Below are 17,065 nucleotides of genomic sequence, written 5' to 3'. Positions count from 1 at the left end.
CTACACCTTCTCGATCTGCACCAGATTGGTGTGCTGAGGGTTGCCTTTTGCCAACGGTGACGGGCGGTGCGTGGTCAGCGTGTTGATGCACGAACCGTGGTCGATACGATCGCCACTCATATTGGCATCGTGCCACGCTCCCTGGCCCATGGCGCTCACGCCGGGCATGATGCGTGGCGTCACTTTCGCTTCAATTCGTACCTCGCCGCGACGATTAAAGACGCGCACCGTATCGCCGTTCTTGATGCCGCGTTTTTCGGCATCGGCAGGATTAAGCCAGACCTCCTGGCGGCAGGCCGCTTTCAGCACATCGACGTTGCCGTAGCTCGAGTGGGTACGGGCTTTGAAGTGGAAGCCAAACAGCTGCAGCGGGAACTGCGCGCGCTCGGGGGCATCCCATCCGTCAAAGGTCGATGCGTAGATGGGAAGGGGGCTGATGGTCTCATCCTTTTCCAGCTCCCAGGAGGCGGCAATGTCCGCCAGCCTGCTGGAGTAGATTTCAATCTTGCCCGATGGCGTTTTCAACGGATTGGCTTCCGGGTTCTCGCGGAATTTTTTATAGGCCACAAAGTGTCCGTTCGGATCCTTGCGCTTATAAATGCCCATTTTTTTCAGCTCGTCATAGGATGGAAGCTTAGGATCTTTTTCGAGCATTTTGGCATACAGGAACTGCAGCCACTGTTCCTGCGTGCGTCCTTCGGTGAATTTCTGATGGATGTCCGGCCCGAGGCGTTTTGCCACTTCGCTCATGATCCAGTAGATAGGCTTACGCTCAAACTTCGGCGCGGTCACGGGCTGGAGGAAAATCAGGTAGCCCATGTTGCCTGCATAATCGTTAGGAATAATGTCTTCCTGCTCGACGGTCATCAGGTCCGGCAACACGATATCGGCGTACTTCGCTGACGAGGTCATGAAGTTGTCGATGACGACAATCATTTCGCACTTGCTTTCGTCCTGCAGGATCTCGTGAGTTTTATTGATATCAGAGTGCTGGTTAATAATGGTGTTGCCCGCGTAGTTCCAGATGAACTTAATCGGCACGTCCAGCTTATCCTTACCGCGCACGCCGTCGCGCAGGGCGGTCATCTCCGGCCCGCGGGCGATGGCGTCCGTCCAGCTGAAGCAGGAGATTTGCGTTTTGACCGGGTTGTCCGGGAGCGGCATACGTTCGATGGTGATGGTGTAGGTCGACTCACGCGCGCCGCTGTTACCGCCGTTAATCCCCACGTTTCCGGTGAGGATTGGCAGCATCGCGATGGCGCGGGACGTAAGCTCGCCGTTCGCCTGCCGCTGTGGTCCCCAGCCCTGACAGATATACGCCGGTTTTGCGGAGCCGATTTCGCGAGCAAGCTTAACGATGCGATCCGCTGGAATGCCGGTGATGCGTGAGGCCCACTCAGGGGTTTTCGCCGTGTGGTCATCACCCTGGCCGAGAATATAGGCTTTGTAGTGACCGTTAGCGGGAGCGCCTTCCGGCAGCGTTTTTTCGTCATAGCCGACGCAGTATTTATCCAGGAACGGCTGGTCCACCAGATTTTCGTCGATCAATACCCATGCGATCCCCGCAACCAGGGCGGCATCGGTACCTGGACGAATAGGGATCCACTCGTCTTCACGTCCGGCGGCGGTGTCGGTATAGCGCGGGTCGATGACGATCATGCGCGCGTTGGAGCGCTCGCGAGCCTGCTCCAGATAATAGGTAATCCCGCCGCCGCTCATGCGCGTTTCCGCCGGATTATTGCCGAACATCACCACCAGTTTGGTGTTTTCAATGTCAGAGGTGCTGTTCCCGTCGTTGCTGCCGTAGGTGTAAGGCATCGCGCAGGCAATTTGCGCCGTGCTGTAGGTGCCGTAGTGGCTCAGGAAACCGCCGTAGCAGTTCATCAGGCGCGCCACCAGCGAAGCGTAAGGGGAGGAGCGGGTGATATTGCCGCCGACAATGCCGGAGGAGTAGTTAATGTAAACCGCTTCGTTGCCGTATTTGTCGACCACGTCTTTCAGGCTGGCGGTGATGGCGTTCAGCGCTTCGTCCCATGTGATGCGCTCAAACTTGCCTTCGCCGCGTTTGCCCACGCGTTTCATCGGGTAGTTCAGACGATCGGGGTGATTGATACGACGGCGAATAGAACGTCCGCGCAGGCAGGCACGCACCTGATGATTACCGTAAATATCCTCGCCGGTGTTGTCCGTTTCGACCCAGTAGACCTCATCGTCGCGAACGTGCAGGCGCAGTGCGCAGCGGCTGCCGCAGTTGACCGAACAGGCTCCCCACACCACTTTATCTTCCGCAGGCTGCACGGCGTTTTGCACTGCAGCAGCGGCAGTATTCAAACCAAACGGTAATGATAGTCCACCCGCGGCAAGCGCCAGCGAACCCATCGCTGTAGATTTAACAAGCGTTCGGCGGCTTATACCGCCGTGATGATCGACCTCAGACATGGCTCACCCCAACATTGAGATTACGTATTATTTTTACCCGTGATTACAACCGGGCTAATGATGGGGTGAGTGTTACTTATTTTGAGGTACTAAATGTTAATCCTTATCAAATCAATGGACATTGAGCGGGAAGTTACTGAGGTTCACTCGGTGCATTGTCCTGGCTGCCAGAGGCAGCGCCACTTCCTGTGCGGGTGTATAAAATTTTAAAGGTGTCGTTGGCACAATGCCCAACCACCTGCGCATCCGGCTGATCTGCCTGATCGTTTGGCACGATGTTCAGCGTAAAGCCAGACTCAGGCACGCCGTTGTTGACGATCTTCTGCTGAATGTCGCTTTTCACGCGCTCGCAGGAATCCGGTGCCGCCAGCGCGGCGGTTGACGCACTCATTAACAGCAGGGCGGTAATCCAGGGTAACCGTTTCATCTGTAGCTCCTTTCTCTGTGTAGAGATTAATTTTAGCAGGGTTCGTGTAAACATCTGTATTTGCTAATATGATTGGGAATAATCTCTCTGAAACGGTAATAAATGTGAAGAAATACGCAGCGATAACGCTACTGGCAGCAACACTGGTGGGGTGCGACAACAACTCCGCGCCGCTGTCGTATACGCCTGAGATGGCGAGCTTTTCTAATGAATTCGATTTCGACCCGCTGCGCGGTCCGGTGAAAGACTTTACCCAGACCCTGTTTAACGACAAGGGGGAAGTGTCCAAGCGCGTGACCGGTACCCTGTCGACAGAAGGGTGCTTTGATACGCTGGAACTGCACGACCTTGAGAACAACACCGGCGTGGCGCTGGTGCTGGATGCAAATTACTACCTGGATGCCGAAACCCAACAGCAGAAGGTGAAGCTGCAGGGGAAATGTCAGTTGGCGGAATTACCCTCAGCCGGGGTGACGTGGGAGACCGACGATAATGGATTCGTCGTCGCGGCGCACGGCAAGGAGATGGAAGTGAAGTACCGCTACGATGCGGATGGCTATCCGCTGGGCAAAACCACCGTCTCCGGGGACCAGCACTTATCCGTACAGTCGACACCGTCGAAGGATCTGCGCAAAAGAATGGATTTCTCGGCCGTGAGTTTGTTGAATGACAAGCCGCTCGGGAATGTGAAGCAGAACTGCGACTACGATAGACATAATAATCCGGTGAGTTGCGATCTGACGATCACGGATGATAGCGTCAAACCGGCCGTTGAGCGCAAGTACACCATTAAAAACACGATTGAATATTACTGAGAGTAAAGTGCATTTTGTGCGTTTCGCCCGGCGGCGCTACGCTTGCACGGGCCTACAATGAAGCGTGCAACATATTGATATTCTTGCACCATGTAGGCCGGGTAAGCGCAGCGCCACCCGGCAAGAAAGAGAGCTCAATGGGGGAGCGTCACTCTCATTGCGCGGTAGGTTTCAGCAGGCTGGCGCCTGACGGCTTGTGTCCGGCCAGGTGCTGGTGCTGGAAGATGCACATGCGGATGGTGTTGCGGTATTCGCCATTGATAAAGAACTCGTGAATCAGTTCACCTTCCACCATAAAGCCCAGCTTGCGGTAGATATGGATCGCTTTCTCGTTCTCTTTATCCACGATGAGATAAAGCTTATAGAGGTTCAGGACGTTGAATCCGTAATCCATCGCCAGCTTTGCCGCCCGTGAGGCAAGACCTTTCCCCTGGTGCTCAGGCGAAATGATGATCTGAAACTCCGCCCGGCGGTGAACGTGGTTGATCTCCACCAGTTCGACCAGACCGGCTTTTTCACCTTCACACTCCACCACAAAACGGCGTTCGCTCTGATCGTGAATGTGCTTATCGTAAAGATCCGACAGCTCGACGAAGGCCTCGTAAGGCTCTTCGAACCAGTAGCGCATCACGCTGGCATTGTTGTCGAGCTGGTGGACGAAACGGAGATCTTCACGCTCCAGCGGCCGAAGCTTAATGTCATACTGTGCAGGCATTAGGGTGCAACCGTGCGGCCAGTGCGGCGATCCAGGCAGCGCAAGGTGTTTGGCTCCCAGTAGGCGTTGACGTTGGCGCTTTGCTGGCACTTATCACGCGCGTCGAAAGCGACATCTTCTTTGTCCCACTCTTTCTCCGCACGCGTGTTGACCTTCTGACGAAGGCTGCGAGTGTCATTCCATTGTTCTTTGTCCATCGCCGCGTTCTGACGGCTTTGTGCGCTATCGCCGGATTCAATAATCAGCTTGCTGGTTTCGGCGGTCGCCGTCGCGGTGAAAGCGAGCGTTGACAGCGCCAGCGCGGCGGTCAGACAAAGGCGTTTGCTTAATGTAGTCATAGCGTTTCCTTTTTAATGGGGGCAGATAATCACGTTACCCTGTTCAGATTCTACACCAAAGCGAGATAGCGTCATACCCGCGGTTATCATCGGGTAAGATGGTTAAATCAATCCTCACCAGAAGAGAATTATGTTCAAAACCACGCTGCTTTTTTTTGCCACCGCGCTCTGCGAAATCATCGGCTGCTTTTTGCCCTGGCTTTGGCTGAAGAAGGGGGCGTCCGTGTTGCTGCTCATCCCGGCGGCTGTTGCGCTGGCGCTGTTCGTCTGGCTGTTAACGCTGCATCCGGCCGCGAGCGGACGCGTCTACGCCGCGTACGGCGGTGTTTATGTCTGTACTGCGCTGCTGTGGCTACGCGTCGTGGATGGGGTCAAACTCAGCGTCTACGACTGGGCCGGTGCCCTGGTTGCGCTCTGCGGGATGCTGATCATCGTGGCGGGATGGGGGCGCACCTGAGCGCCCTGATTTTGTGATCTCTCGCTGATATTATGATCAATATACTTGTATGGTAGTTGCGTAATTGCGTAAATTTCCTGCATCACAACATGCGATGTAAGGAAAGGAATTATGAAGATTGTCGGGGCTGAAGTCTTTGTCACCTGCCCAGGGCGTAACTTTGTCACCCTCAAAATCACCACTGATGAGGGGATCGTGGGTCTTGGCGACGCCACCCTGAACGGACGCGAACTCTCTGTCGCGTCCTATTTGAAAGATCACCTTTGTCCCCAGCTGATTGGCCGTGATGCCCACCGCATCGAAGACATCTGGCAGTTTTTCTATAAAGGGGCTTACTGGCGTCGCGGTCCGGTCACCATGTCGGCCATCTCCGCCGTTGATATGGCGCTCTGGGATATCAAAGCGAAAGCGGCCAACATGCCGCTCTATCAGCTGCTGGGCGGCGCATCCCGTGAAGGGGTAATGGTCTACTGCCACACCACCGGGCACACCATTGACGACGTGCTGGAAGATTACGCCCGTCATAAAGAGATGGGCTTTAAGGCGATCCGCGTGCAGTGCGGCGTGCCGGGCATGAAAACCACTTACGGCATGTCCAAAGGGAAAGGCCTTGCCTACGAACCTGCCACTAAGGGCGACTGGCCTGAAGAGCAGCTCTGGTCCACTGAGAAGTACCTCGATTTCACACCAAAGCTGTTCGACGCGGTGCGCAGTCAATTCGGTTTCAACGAACATCTCCTGCACGACATGCACCATCGCCTGACGCCAATCGAAGCGGCGCGCTTCGGCAAGAGCATTGAAGAGTTCCGCATGTTCTGGATGGAAGACCCAACACCTGCGGAAAATCAGGAATGCTTCCGCCTGATCCGCCAGCATACCGTCACGCCAATTGCGGTGGGTGAGGTGTTCAACAGCATCTGGGACTGCAAGCAGCTGATTGAAGAGCAGCTTATCGACTATATCCGCACCACCATCACTCACGCGGGCGGGATCACCGGGATGCGCCGCATTGCAGACTTCGCCTCGCTTTACCAGGTGCGTACCGGCTCGCACGGACCGTCCGATCTGTCGCCAATATGTCACGCCGCCGCGCTGCATTTCGACCTGTGGGTGCCGAATTTCGGCGTGCAGGAATACATGGGCTACTCCGAACAGATGCTGGACGTCTTCCCGCACAGCTGGCGCTTTGATAATGGCTACATGCATCCGGGCGACAAACCGGGGCTTGGCATTGAGTTTGATGAAAAACTGGCCGCGAAATACCCCTATGACCCGGCCTATCTGCCGGTGGCCCGTCTTGAAGACGGCACGCTGTGGAACTGGTAACCGAGGAACGAACGATGAAAAGCGTAGTGATTCAACAGCCGAACCAGCTGGTGATTGAAGAGCGTCCACGCCCGGAGCCAGGCGCAGGAGAAGTCCGCGTCAAAATCATGCTGGCAGGGATTTGCGGTTCAGACAGCCACATCTACCGTGGACATAATCCGTTTGCGAAATATCCGCGCGTGATCGGCCACGAGTTCTTCGGCGTGATTGACGCCGTGGGCGAGGGCGTCGACAGCGCGCGACTGGGTCAGCGCGTCTCGGTTGATCCGGTAATCAGCTGCGGACACTGCTACCCGTGTTCCGTCGGGAAACCGAACGTCTGCACCTCACTGGTGGTACTGGGCGTCCACCGCGACGGCGGCTTCAGCGAATATGCGGCTGTGCCCGCTAAAAATGCCTGGCCCATCCCGGATGCGATCCCGGATAAACACGCCGTCATGGTTGAGCCCTTCACCATTGCCGCCAACGTGACGGGGCAGGCGAAACCCACCGAACAGGATGTTGCGCTGATTTACGGCGCGGGCCCGATGGGGCTGGTCACCGTGCAGGCGCTGAAGGGCGTTTATAAGGTGAAGCAGGTTATCGTCGTCGACCGCATTGATGAGCGGCTGGCAATGGCTCAGCGCAGCGGCGCGGACTGGGTCTTTAATAACGGCGAGCAGTCGCTGCAGGCCGTACTGGAAGAAAGGAGCATCAAACCGACGTTAATCATTGATGCCGCCTGTCATCCATCGATTTTACAGGAAGCCATTACCCTGGCCTTCCCGGCGGCGCGCATCGTGCTGATGGGCTTCTCCAGCGAGCCGAGCCAGGTTGTGCAGCAGGGCATCACCGGCAAAGAACTGGCGATTTTATCTTCGCGCCTCAACGCCAACAAATTCCCGGTCGTGATTGACTGGCTGGAAAAGGGGCTGATCGACCCGGAAAAACTGATCACCCATACCTTTGACTATCACCACGTAACAGACGCCATCGAACTGTTTGAAAAAGACCAGCGGCAGTGCTGCAAAGTCTTGCTCACGTTCGGTCAATAATTAAGCACGCGGTTAAGAGCCTGCGCAGACAGGCTCTATGTGGTACGCATCTTACCTTTTAGAGATAGCCATTATGACGCAAGCACAACCTCAACGAACCACCTCCGATCTGGTGAAAGCCGCCGTTTCCGGCTGGCTGGGCACCGCGCTGGAGTTTATGGATTTCCAGCTTTATTCGCTGGGTGCCGCCCTGGTATTCCACGAAATCTTCTTCCCTGAACAGTCTGCCGCGATGGCGCTGATTCTGGCGATGGGGACCTACGGCGCGGGCTATATCGCGCGTATCGTCGGGGCTTTCATCTTCGGCAGAATGGGTGACAGCATTGGTCGTAAAAAGGTGCTGTTCATTACCATCACCATGATGGGGATCTGCACCACGCTGATTGGCGTGCTGCCGACCTACGCGCAGATTGGGATTTTCGCGCCAGTCCTGCTGGTGACGCTGCGCATTATTCAGGGGCTGGGCGCTGGCGCGGAGATATCTGGCGCTGGCACGATGCTCGCGGAATACGCCCCGAAGGGGAAACGCGGCATTATCTCCTCGCTGGTGGCGATGGGGACCAACTGCGGGACGCTGAGCGCAACGGCCATCTGGGCTGTTATGTTCTTTGCCCTCGACCGTGAAGAACTTGTCGCCTGGGGCTGGCGCGTACCCTTCCTCGCCAGCGTCGTGGTGATGATCTTTGCCATCTGGCTGCGAATGAACCTGAAAGAGAGCCCGGTCTTTGAGAAAGTGAACGACGCAGAAACTGTCGCGCCGGTGGCTGCCCAGGAAAACGCCCTGGGTGCGATGTTCAAAAGCAAATCCTTCTGGCTGGCAACCGGGCTGCGCTTCGGACAGGCGGGTAACTCGGGTCTGATTCAGACGTTCCTGGCGGGCTATCTGGTACAGACGCTGCTGTTCGATAAGGCAATTCCCACCGATGCACTGATGATTAGCTCTGTCCTCGGGTTCATCACCATTCCTCTACTGGGCTGGCTGTCTGACAAGGTAGGGCGTCGGCTGCCGTACATCATTGTTAACACCTCCGCCATTCTTTTGGCTTACCCCATGCTGTCGATTATCGTCGATAAGAGCTACGCGCCGGGGACAATCATGCTTTCCATTATCGTCATTCATAACATTTCGGTACTGGGGCTGTTTGCGCTGGAAAACATCACTATGGCAGAGATGTTTGGCTCACGTAATCGCTTTACCCGCATGGCTATCTCCAAAGAGGCGGGCGGGCTGGTGGCGGTGGGCTTTGGTCCGGTACTGGCGGGGATCTTCTGCAACATGACCGGATCCTGGTGGCCGATTGTCGCCATGCTGGTGGCCTATTCCGTGATTGGGCTGGTCTCGGCAATCCTGATGCCGGAAGTGCGTGACCGTGACTTGAGCGCGGCAGAAGATGCCGCGGAAGCGCCCCGGCGCGAATCAGTTGGCTATGGCGCACTCTCGTCACGACGTTAATGGTTTATATCCTGAGTGACTTGTCACATAACTTTTCGATCATGTCACACCACATGGACAAAAGTTAATATAAATCAATATCTGAAATTGAAGTATCAGTATGGTTGATGGCAGTTATTTTTTTACCCCAACTGCCATTCTAGTTGGTGTAGTCAGCAGGCGCTGCCGCTTCGGAAGGAGAGCGGCAGCGGATCGCAGCTTTCATTAATTAACGAGTCTCAATCATGGAAAACCGGTTATTACAGGCGAAAGCGACGCTGCCTCAGTACGATCGCGGCAGCCTTAAGGCGCGCATTGTTCATTTAGGATTTGGCGCATTTCACCGTGCGCATCAGGCAGTTTATACCGATATTCTTGCGGCTGAACACGGCAGCGACTGGGGATACTGCGAAGTGAATCTGATTGGTGGCGAACAGCAAATTGCCGATCTCAATGCGCAGGATAACCTCTACACCGTCGCGGAGATGTCTGCCGATGCATGGACATCGCGCGTCGTCGGCGTGGTCAAAAAAGCACTGCACGCGCAGGTTGATGGGCTGGAAACCGTGCTGGCGGCGATGTGTGAACCTCAGGTCGCCATTGTCTCCCTGACCATCACCGAGAAAGGCTACTGCCACTCCCCGGCGACCGGACAACTGATGCTCGATCATCCGTTAATCGCCGCCGACCTGGAAAACCCGCTTCAGCCGAAATCTGCCCCTGGCGTCGTGGTTGAAGCGCTGGCGCGTCGTAAAGCGGCAGGTCTGCCTGCTTTAAGCGTAATGTCCTGCGACAACATGCCGGAGAATGGTCACGTCATGCGTAACGTAACCTGCGCCTACGCGCGCGCCGTAGACGATGAACTGGCGGACTGGATAGAAGCCAACGTCACCTTCCCGTCAACGATGGTGGATCGCATTGTGCCTGCAGTCACCGCCGATACGTTGGATAAAATCGAGCAGTTGACCGGCGTGCGCGATCCGGCGGGCGTGGCCTGCGAGCCGTTCCGCCAGTGGGTTATCGAAGACAACTTTGTTGCTGGCCGTCCGCAGTGGGAAAAAGCAGGTGCCGAGCTGGTTGCAGATGTCATCCCGTTCGAAGAGATGAAGCTGCGTATGCTCAACGGCAGCCACTCTTTCCTGGCCTATCTCGGCTATCTGGCAGGGTATCAGCACATCAACGACTGCATGGAAGATGAAAACTACCGTGTAGCCGCGCACGCGCTGATGCTAAAAGAGCAGGCTCCCACGCTGAAGGTGAAAGGCGTTGATTTAGGCCACTATGCTGACCTGCTGATTGCGCGTTACAGCAACCCGGCACTGCGTCACCGCACCTGGCAGATCGCGATGGACGGCAGCCAGAAGCTCCCGCAGCGTATGCTGGACTCCGTGCGCTGGCATCGGGTGCACCAGAAGCCTTTCCCGCTGCTGGCGCTGGGCGTGGCTGGCTGGATGCGTTACGTCGGCGGTGTGGACGAGCAGGGTAATGCCATTGAGGTGAGCGACCCGCAGCTGGCGGTGATTCAGGCGGCAGTAAAGGGAAGCGCAGAGGGGCAACGTCGCGTTAAGGCGCTGTTGGGCATTGAAGCCATTTTTGGAAACGAACTGCCGCAGGATGCCGTGTTTGTGAATGCGGTGATGGAGGCCTATCAGACGCTGCTGCAGAAGGGGGCGAAAGCCACAGTGGCACAGTACGCACTACAACCGTAATTTATTACATGCCGCCGCTGGCGGCGGCATGAACCTGCACGCTTAGTGCATTCCCAGACGAATCAGTTCGATCGGTTCGTACCTACCTTCACTTCCTTCCACTTCAACCGTTTTGCTGCGGCGCACCTGCGCGGCGTCCAGCCCCTCGCTGTGAATCGCTTTAATCACGCCGGTGCGGCCGGTGCCGCTAATCATGACCCGGCTGCCGGTGGTTATGGCGTTACGGTTACGGTCGTATGTCATCATGGTATTTTCTCCTCTCTTACTCTTCGCTACGGCGCTATTTTACCTTCTGCCGTTCACGGGCATTATTAATACGCCTCTCGCCGCCAAAATTATTTGCTTTTGATCAAGGTCACACTTTTTTTATCCTCAGTGCAGCCCGCTGACGGTTCCGGACGGTAATTTACAAAGCCGACAATTATTTTCCTAAATGGATAATTTCACCCTGCAAGCGTTGAGGGTTTGTTTATATTGCCAATGGCACTCTTGAGTCAGGAAATAATCCTCTCATCGGAATAAGGAGTCAGGCTTATGTACAAGAAAATATTGATGCCTGTAGACGTGTTTGAAATGGACTTGAGCGATAAAGCAGTACGCCACGCGGCCAACCTGGCAAAAGCCGAAGGCGCGTCGATTACCCTGGTCAACATTCTGCCTAACAGCAGCCGCTCGCTGCTGCGCGGGTTTAACGCGGACATAAAGAAGTTTGAAGAGTATATGACCGCGGAGTCTGAGAAAAAAATGACGGCGTTAAAGCGGCTCTTCGATATTTCGCCGAATGATATTCACTGCAAAGTATGCTTTGGCAACGTGCGTGATGAAATTATCAAGCTCAGCAAAGAAGGGGAGTATGACGTTATTGTCATCGGATCGAAAAACCCGAGCATCACCACCCATCTGCTGGGGTCAAACGCGGAATCTATTCTGCGCTACGCCACGATCCCGGTATTAGTCGTTCGCTAATCACATCGCCGCACCCGAAAGGTGGCGGCGAATATTACTCTTCGCTAAACCACTCGCTATTTTCCTGGCGGATTAGCTGGACCGATTCGCTAATTTCCTGCAGATGCAGCGTCATCGCATTTTCCACGCCGTCCGCGTCGCGTTTTTCCAGCGCGCTGAAAATATCATGGTGCTGGCGGAGCAGCATTTCCGGCGGGGAAACATGGTCAAGGCTCATGTAGCGCACGCGGTCGATGGTGGCTTTGATGTTTTCGATGGTATCCCACGCCAGCTGACAATCCGCAATTTGCGCCAGTTTCTGGTGGAATTCGTCATCAAGCTGGAAGAAGTCGTTGAGCTGCTTACGGTCAATCGCAATCCGCTGCTGATGCAGGTTTTGCTCCAGCAGGTAACACTGGTTGTCATCGATAAGCGCTGCGGCACGACGTGCCACTGCGCACTCAATGGCCTGGCGGACGAAACAGCCATTACGGACTTGCGAAAGGGAAATCTTATTTACATAGCTGCCGCGCTGGGGGCGGATCTGAATCAGGCCATTTTCAGCAAGTTTTATAAACGCCTCACGCACCGGCTGACGGGATACGTCAAAACGCACCGAGACCTCTTTTTCAGAGAGCGGCGTTCCCGGCGGGATCAGGCAGTGGACGATATCGCGTCGTAAAATACGATAGATTTGCTGGTTAACGGGCTGGGTAGGATTGAGTTGTGATTCAGCGGCCATGGGTTGTGATTTCTCAGAGAGTTAACCTGAACATACTACCATTCTTTTGCCTGCCATCACATACCCGGCCCGCAGGCCGGGAAAGGCGTAATTAGCCTCTATGGACGCTAAGTCCGGCAAAGCTCTGGCTGACTGGCATCATCTCAACGGTGTTGATGTTGACGTGTTTTGGCAGCGTCGCCACCCACCAGACTGTTTCAGTAATGTCTTCTGGCGTCAGGGCATTGGCGTTTTCGTAGGTTTTGTCCGCTTTCGCGTCATCGCCTTTAAAACGCACGTTCGAGAACTCGGTCCCACCCACCAGGCCTGGCTCGATATCGGTGACGCGAATGGCGGTGCCGTGCAGGTCGGTGCGCAGGTTAAGGCTGAACTGACGTACAAACGCTTTCGTCGCGCCATAGACGTTGCCGCCCGCGTAAGGCCAGCTCCCGGCAGTCGACCCGATGTTGATGATGTGACCGCGGTTGCGCTCGACCATCCCCGGCAGCACGGCGCGGGTCATATACACCAGCCCTTTGTTGTTGGTGTCGATCATGTTTTCCCAGTCTTCAACGCTGGCTTTGTGGGCGGGCTCCATGCCCAGCGCCAGACCGGCATTGTTAACCAGCACGTCGATGGCGCGCCATTCTGCTGGCAGATGAGCAATCATCTCTTCAATAGCCGCGCGGTTACGCACGTCCAGCTGCGCGGTCAGGATGCTGTCACCTAACTCCTCTTTCAGCTCCTGCAGGCGCTCCTGACGGCGACCGGTCGCAATCACCTTGTGTCCGTTGGCGACGAAGCGACGCGTGATGCTTTCACCAAAACCCGCTGTCGCCCCGGTAACTAAAATAATCATCTCACTGTTCCTCAACGCTTTTTGTGTTGTATTAACATAGCACGCTCTCAGGCGCGCCGTTAAGGCAACATTTGTATGACGCCATTGCAGGCCAGGGCTGCCTGTCCTACTCTGGGGAGATATACCGTTCTCAGGAGTGAAAGATGTCGGCCAATAACCCTTTTTTTGACATTAGCCTGTTGCCTTATCAGGCGCCGCGTTTTGATGAGATTAACGATAGCCACTATCGTCCGGCCTTCGATGAAGCGCTTCGCCAGAAGCGGGCGGACATTGCTGCCATTGTCGCTCAGGCCGCTGCGCCAGACTTCACCAACACCGTGCTGGCGCTGGAGAAAAGCGGCGCCATGCTTTCCCGCGTAAACAGCGTATTCTTCGCCATGGCCTCCGCGCATACCAATGCGTACCTGCAGGAGCTGGAGGAGCAGTTCTCCACCGAACTTGCCGCGCTGGCGAACGATATCTGGCTTAATGACACCCTTTTCGCCCGCGTGGAGAGCGTCTGGCAGGATCGTGCTGCGCTGGACGCTGAATCTCGTCGGTTGGTCGAGGAGACATTCCAGCGGTTTATTCTGGCCGGTGCGCGTCTGAATGAAACGGAAAAGGCCGAACTGAAGGCGCTGAATACCGAGGCGGCCTCCCTGACCAGTCAGTTTAATCAGCGCCTGCTGGCTGCCAATAAGGCGGGTGGGCTGGTGGTGGATTACGCGCATCAGCTTGAGGGGCTTAGCGCAGATGAGATCGCGACTGCCGCGCAGGCCGCTGCGGAGAAGGGGCTAAACGATCGCTGGCTGATCCCGCTCCTGAACACCACCCAGCAGCCAGCGCTATCGGCGCTGCGTAATCGTCAGACGCGCGAAAACCTGTTCAACGCAGGCTGGACGCGTACCCAGAAAGGGGATGAAAACGACACTCGCGAGCTGATCCTCCGTCTGACGGCGCTGCGCGCGCGGCAGGCCCGGCTGCTCGGATTTGACGATTACGCCAGCTGGAGCACGGCCGACCAGATGGCGAAAACGCCCGATGCTGCGCTGGCCTTCATGCGCGGCATAGTGCCGGCTGCCCGTGCGCGTGCGCAACGCGAGCAGGCCGATATTCAGAACGTGATTGACGACGAGCAGGGTGGCTTTGACGTGCAGGCCTGGGACTGGGCATTTTATGCCGAGCGCGTGCGCCTCGGGAAGTACGCGCTGGATGAATCGCAAATCAAGCCGTACTTTGCACTGAACACCGTACTGCACGACGGCGTGTTCTGGGCCGCCAGCCAGCTGTTTGGCATCCGTATTGTCGAGCGTTTTGATATTCCTGTTTACCATCCCGACGTGCGGGTGTGGGAGATTTTCGACCACACCGGTGAAGGTATGGCGCTGTTCTACGGTGATTTCTTCGCCCGCGATTCCAAAAGCGGCGGAGCGTGGATGGGGAATTTCGTTGAGCAGTCCCATGAGTTTGCCGCGCGTCCGGTGATCTACAACGTCTGTAACTATCAAAAACCGGCAAACGGGCAGGCGGCGCTCATCTCCTGGGATGATGTTGTGACCCTGTTCCACGAATTTGGTCATACTCTGCACGGACTTTTTGCCAGCCAGCGCTACGCCACGCTCTCCGGGACAAATACCCCGCGCGATTTCGTCGAATTCCCGTCGCAGATTAATGAGCACTGGGCCAGCCATCCGCAGGTCTTTGCCCATTATGCGCGTCACTATGAAACCAATGATCCGATGCCGGACGCGCTGCGCGATAAAATGCTGACTGCGACCCAGTTCAACAAAGGGTACGACATGACGGAACTGCTGAGTGCGGCGCTGTTGGACATGAACTGGCACGGGATTAGCGAAGCCGTTTCGAGCGTTGACGCGTTTGAAGCGGAAGCGTTGAAAAAAGAGGGGCTGGATCTTCCCTCCGTCCCGCCACGCTATCGCAGCAGTTACTTTGCGCATATTTTCGGCGGCGGGTACGCGGCGGGGTATTACGCTTACCTGTGGACGCAGATGCTGGCCGACGACGGCTATCAGTGGTTTGTGGAGCAGGGTGGGCTGACGCGTGAGAACGGACAACTATTCCGTGAGGCGATTTTGTCTCGTGGTAACAGCACTGACCTGGCTGAACTGTATCGCAACTGGCGTGGGCACGACCCGAAGATCGAGCCGATGCTGGAAAATCGCGGGTTCAGTTCGTAAGGGCTTTTTAAGGCTGGAAGCAGAACCGGGCGCGGTGCCCGGTTTTTGCCCGTTTTTTTTCTTCCCCAAAATTCCTTCCCAAAATGAATTCTTAAATTCTGCGAAATTTGCAGGGGGATAAGGTCCATTTATTCACGTAGCTACACCTTCACTTTCACCCATTCGAGACCACGATCGTTATGATACTGCGCTGCCATCCTGTCTGATGAGTGACCTGGTAGCTGCTGGGTATTGAAGCCTTGCCCCTCATACAGACGCTCCGATATGCGCATGGTACGCCGACAGGAGCGTCCGTTTCTGCCTTCGTCAGGCCAGTTCATCAAGTGGTGCAGGGAAGGGCGCTGCGTGCTGGGGATCACCACTGCTGACGTCATGGTTGAATACTGAAAGTGACGTAAGCTGGTGTTTCGTTACCCGAGCAGCGAGCAGTATCCGTGGTCAAAGCCGGTTTATTACCACATCTGTCTGGAGCTGCGTCGCCGCGGAACTGATGGCCAGCTGTGTCACAAAGAACCCGAGCGTAAGGCCGCCTCATTAAAAGTAATAATATTGAAAATTAATATAATTATTCCTTTGGGGTGAAAATTCCTTGAGTATCCCTATTCAAAAGTTGTTTATTTAATTTGCTCTTCTCGGATTCCTGATTTGCAAAATACTCTCTTATCATTTCGGGCGTCAGACTTGTTAGCCCAGAAAGCAAGCCACCGCCGCCCAAAGTTTGAAGCTCTTCTGGATGTTTTTTCTTGTATGAATTGAATTGCTCGCTTAATAAATTGTAAGCGTTATTTATTTTTTCTAATGATTCCTTAAGCTGAACAATAACATTAGTAGATTGCTCAAGCTTTAGTTTGAGTTCACCTACTAACAGTGTCTCGTTCCGTAGTTTTTCCTCTTTATCTTTCAATTCAGAAGTAAGAATGCCCATTCGGTCTTTTGACTCGATAATTTGTTCTTTCATGGCCTGAATATCTTTTTCAGCGCCTGTTTTAACCTTATCATATGTCACATCTTGTTTAGCCTGTAACCTTTGGAGTCTTGTTACGCGTAGAATTTGTTTTGCTTTACGATAATTCTCTATGGAGTCATTGTTATCGAGTGGTTTGGCTTGCCATCTTGAAATAACATTATTTACCCATGGGAGAAAGCCACATATTACAATTACTGAAACGCAAGGATAGCCGGCTACTGTTTTCCAGGTGCTGTTAGTGGTGATGAACTCAATTTTATTTAGAATGTCACCATCGCTAAATAAAAGGTATAAAAGGGATTTCCAGTTAAATGCGCACCAAGACAGCGCGAATGCTCCTAATGCAGGATTCTTGACACGTTGTACAGTTGTACTAATCGTAGATGAAAATAATTCTTTGAATGTTTCCAGCATGTTCAGTCTCTTCGATTGTAAGTCGTTGCAACTAATATGATGACATTAGTCATCAATGATTGCTACATGAATAATAACGATAAATACTGGCTTTTGCATATGCCTTTAACTGGTCATGAGCGAGTATTATTACCGTCGTTATGCTCAAGCCTGGCTTTTGATAAAAAGGCATACTTCGTTCATTGCAACGGAGGGAGCTCGTTAAAAGCATAAATGTGACGAAGTTCAGGGCTACTTGCTTGGAAAACCGGCCGCCATTGCCGAGCTCAATTTAAACGCAAACGTACTGA

At 54.6% G+C, this 17,065-nt stretch carries 16 protein-coding genes and 1 pseudogene; 9 read left to right on the top strand and 8 right to left on the bottom strand.

Annotation, left to right across the window (positions count from 1 at the left end):
- The gene (ynfE, locus tag HV355_RS13870) at positions 1–2,439 is read right to left on the bottom strand and encodes a selenate/tellurate reductase subunit YnfE (protein WP_182402321.1); all 2,439 of its coding nucleotides are present in this window, start codon (positions 2,437–2,439) and stop codon (positions 1–3) included.
- Positions 2,440–2,572: 133 nt separating this feature from the next.
- The gene (locus HV355_RS13865) at positions 2,573–2,866 is read right to left on the bottom strand and encodes a DUF1161 domain-containing protein (RefSeq protein ID WP_100166774.1); all 294 of its coding nucleotides are present in this window, start codon (positions 2,864–2,866) and stop codon (positions 2,573–2,575) included.
- A 104-nt stretch (positions 2,867–2,970) separates the two neighbouring features.
- Here HV355_RS13865 and HV355_RS13860 point away from each other — a divergent pair, with 104 nt between their 5' ends.
- A complete protein-coding gene (locus HV355_RS13860; RefSeq protein ID WP_126817432.1) occupies positions 2,971–3,681 on the top strand; it encodes a YnfC family lipoprotein in 711 nt (236 codons plus the stop codon).
- 154 nt (positions 3,682–3,835) lie between these two features.
- Here the strand turns inward: HV355_RS13860 and speG are convergent, their stop codons facing one another.
- On the bottom strand, positions 3,836–4,396 hold the full coding sequence (gene speG, locus HV355_RS13855) for a spermidine N1-acetyltransferase (protein WP_120158751.1): 561 nt from the start codon (positions 4,394–4,396) through the stop codon (positions 3,836–3,838).
- Positions 4,396–4,734 (bottom strand): DUF1283 family protein, encoded by a 339-nt coding sequence (locus HV355_RS13850; RefSeq protein WP_042714686.1) that lies wholly within the window; start codon positions 4,732–4,734, stop codon positions 4,396–4,398. The genes speG and HV355_RS13850 overlap by 1 nt, the downstream gene beginning before the upstream one ends.
- Positions 4,735–4,864: 130 nt before the next feature.
- Here HV355_RS13850 and HV355_RS13845 point away from each other — a divergent pair, with 130 nt between their 5' ends.
- From HV355_RS13845 to HV355_RS13825, 5 genes are all read left to right on the top strand, one after another.
- Positions 4,865–5,191 carry a YnfA family protein gene (locus HV355_RS13845; protein WP_010430670.1) on the top strand — a complete coding sequence of 109 codons (327 nt, stop codon included), beginning with the start codon at positions 4,865–4,867 and terminating at the stop codon, positions 5,189–5,191.
- Between the two features lie 111 nt (positions 5,192–5,302).
- On the top strand, positions 5,303–6,517 hold the full coding sequence (manD, locus tag HV355_RS13840) for a D-mannonate dehydratase ManD (protein ID WP_089598768.1): 1,215 nt from the start codon (positions 5,303–5,305) through the stop codon (positions 6,515–6,517).
- 14 nt (positions 6,518–6,531) lie between these two features.
- Positions 6,532–7,551 (top strand): Zn-dependent oxidoreductase, encoded by a 1,020-nt coding sequence (locus HV355_RS13835; protein ID WP_182402319.1) that lies wholly within the window; start codon positions 6,532–6,534, stop codon positions 7,549–7,551.
- A 73-nt stretch (positions 7,552–7,624) separates the two neighbouring features.
- Positions 7,625–9,004: an MFS transporter gene (locus tag HV355_RS13830; RefSeq protein ID WP_182402317.1), complete on the top strand. Its 1,380-nt coding sequence runs from the start codon at positions 7,625–7,627 to the stop codon at positions 9,002–9,004.
- A gap of 224 nt (positions 9,005–9,228) precedes the next feature.
- A complete protein-coding gene (locus tag HV355_RS13825; RefSeq protein WP_182402315.1) occupies positions 9,229–10,692 on the top strand; it encodes a mannitol dehydrogenase family protein in 1,464 nt (487 codons plus the stop codon).
- A 42-nt stretch (positions 10,693–10,734) separates the two neighbouring features.
- Here the strand turns inward: HV355_RS13825 and ydfZ are convergent, their stop codons facing one another.
- On the bottom strand, positions 10,735–10,938 hold the full coding sequence (gene ydfZ, locus HV355_RS13820) for a putative selenium delivery protein YdfZ (protein ID WP_010430680.1): 204 nt from the start codon (positions 10,936–10,938) through the stop codon (positions 10,735–10,737).
- Positions 10,939–11,226: 288 nt separating this feature from the next.
- Between ydfZ and HV355_RS13815 the strand changes: the two genes are divergently transcribed.
- Positions 11,227–11,658 (top strand): universal stress protein, encoded by a 432-nt coding sequence (locus HV355_RS13815; RefSeq protein ID WP_010430681.1) that lies wholly within the window; start codon positions 11,227–11,229, stop codon positions 11,656–11,658.
- Between the two features lie 34 nt (positions 11,659–11,692).
- Here the strand turns inward: HV355_RS13815 and HV355_RS13810 are convergent, their stop codons facing one another.
- Positions 11,693–12,379: a GntR family transcriptional regulator gene (locus tag HV355_RS13810; RefSeq protein ID WP_042714708.1), complete on the bottom strand. Its 687-nt coding sequence runs from the start codon at positions 12,377–12,379 to the stop codon at positions 11,693–11,695.
- 91 nt (positions 12,380–12,470) lie between these two features.
- Positions 12,471–13,217, bottom strand: a complete 747-nt coding sequence (gene ydfG, locus HV355_RS13805; protein ID WP_120158747.1) for a bifunctional NADP-dependent 3-hydroxy acid dehydrogenase/3-hydroxypropionate dehydrogenase YdfG — start codon at positions 13,215–13,217, stop codon at positions 12,471–12,473.
- 143 nt (positions 13,218–13,360) lie between these two features.
- Here ydfG and dcp point away from each other — a divergent pair, with 143 nt between their 5' ends.
- Positions 13,361–15,394 (top strand): peptidyl-dipeptidase Dcp, encoded by a 2,034-nt coding sequence (gene dcp / locus HV355_RS13800; protein ID WP_182402313.1) that lies wholly within the window; start codon positions 13,361–13,363, stop codon positions 15,392–15,394.
- Between the two features lie 264 nt (positions 15,395–15,658).
- Positions 15,659–15,922 (top strand): annotated as a pseudogene (locus HV355_RS13795) (replication protein P); the annotation flags it as partial.
- Positions 15,923–15,959: 37 nt separating this feature from the next.
- On the opposite strand, the gene HV355_RS13790 reads toward HV355_RS13795, so the two are convergent.
- The gene (locus HV355_RS13790; RefSeq protein WP_182402311.1) at positions 15,960–16,775 is read right to left on the bottom strand and encodes a hypothetical protein; all 816 of its coding nucleotides are present in this window, start codon (positions 16,773–16,775) and stop codon (positions 15,960–15,962) included.
- Between the last annotated feature and the right edge of the window lie 290 nt (positions 16,776–17,065).

Source organism: Enterobacter sp. RHBSTW-01064 (assembly GCF_014103035.1).
Classification (GTDB): Bacteria; Pseudomonadota; Gammaproteobacteria; order Enterobacterales; family Enterobacteriaceae; genus Enterobacter; species Enterobacter mori.
This window is presented reverse-complemented; position numbering and strand designations above follow the sequence as displayed.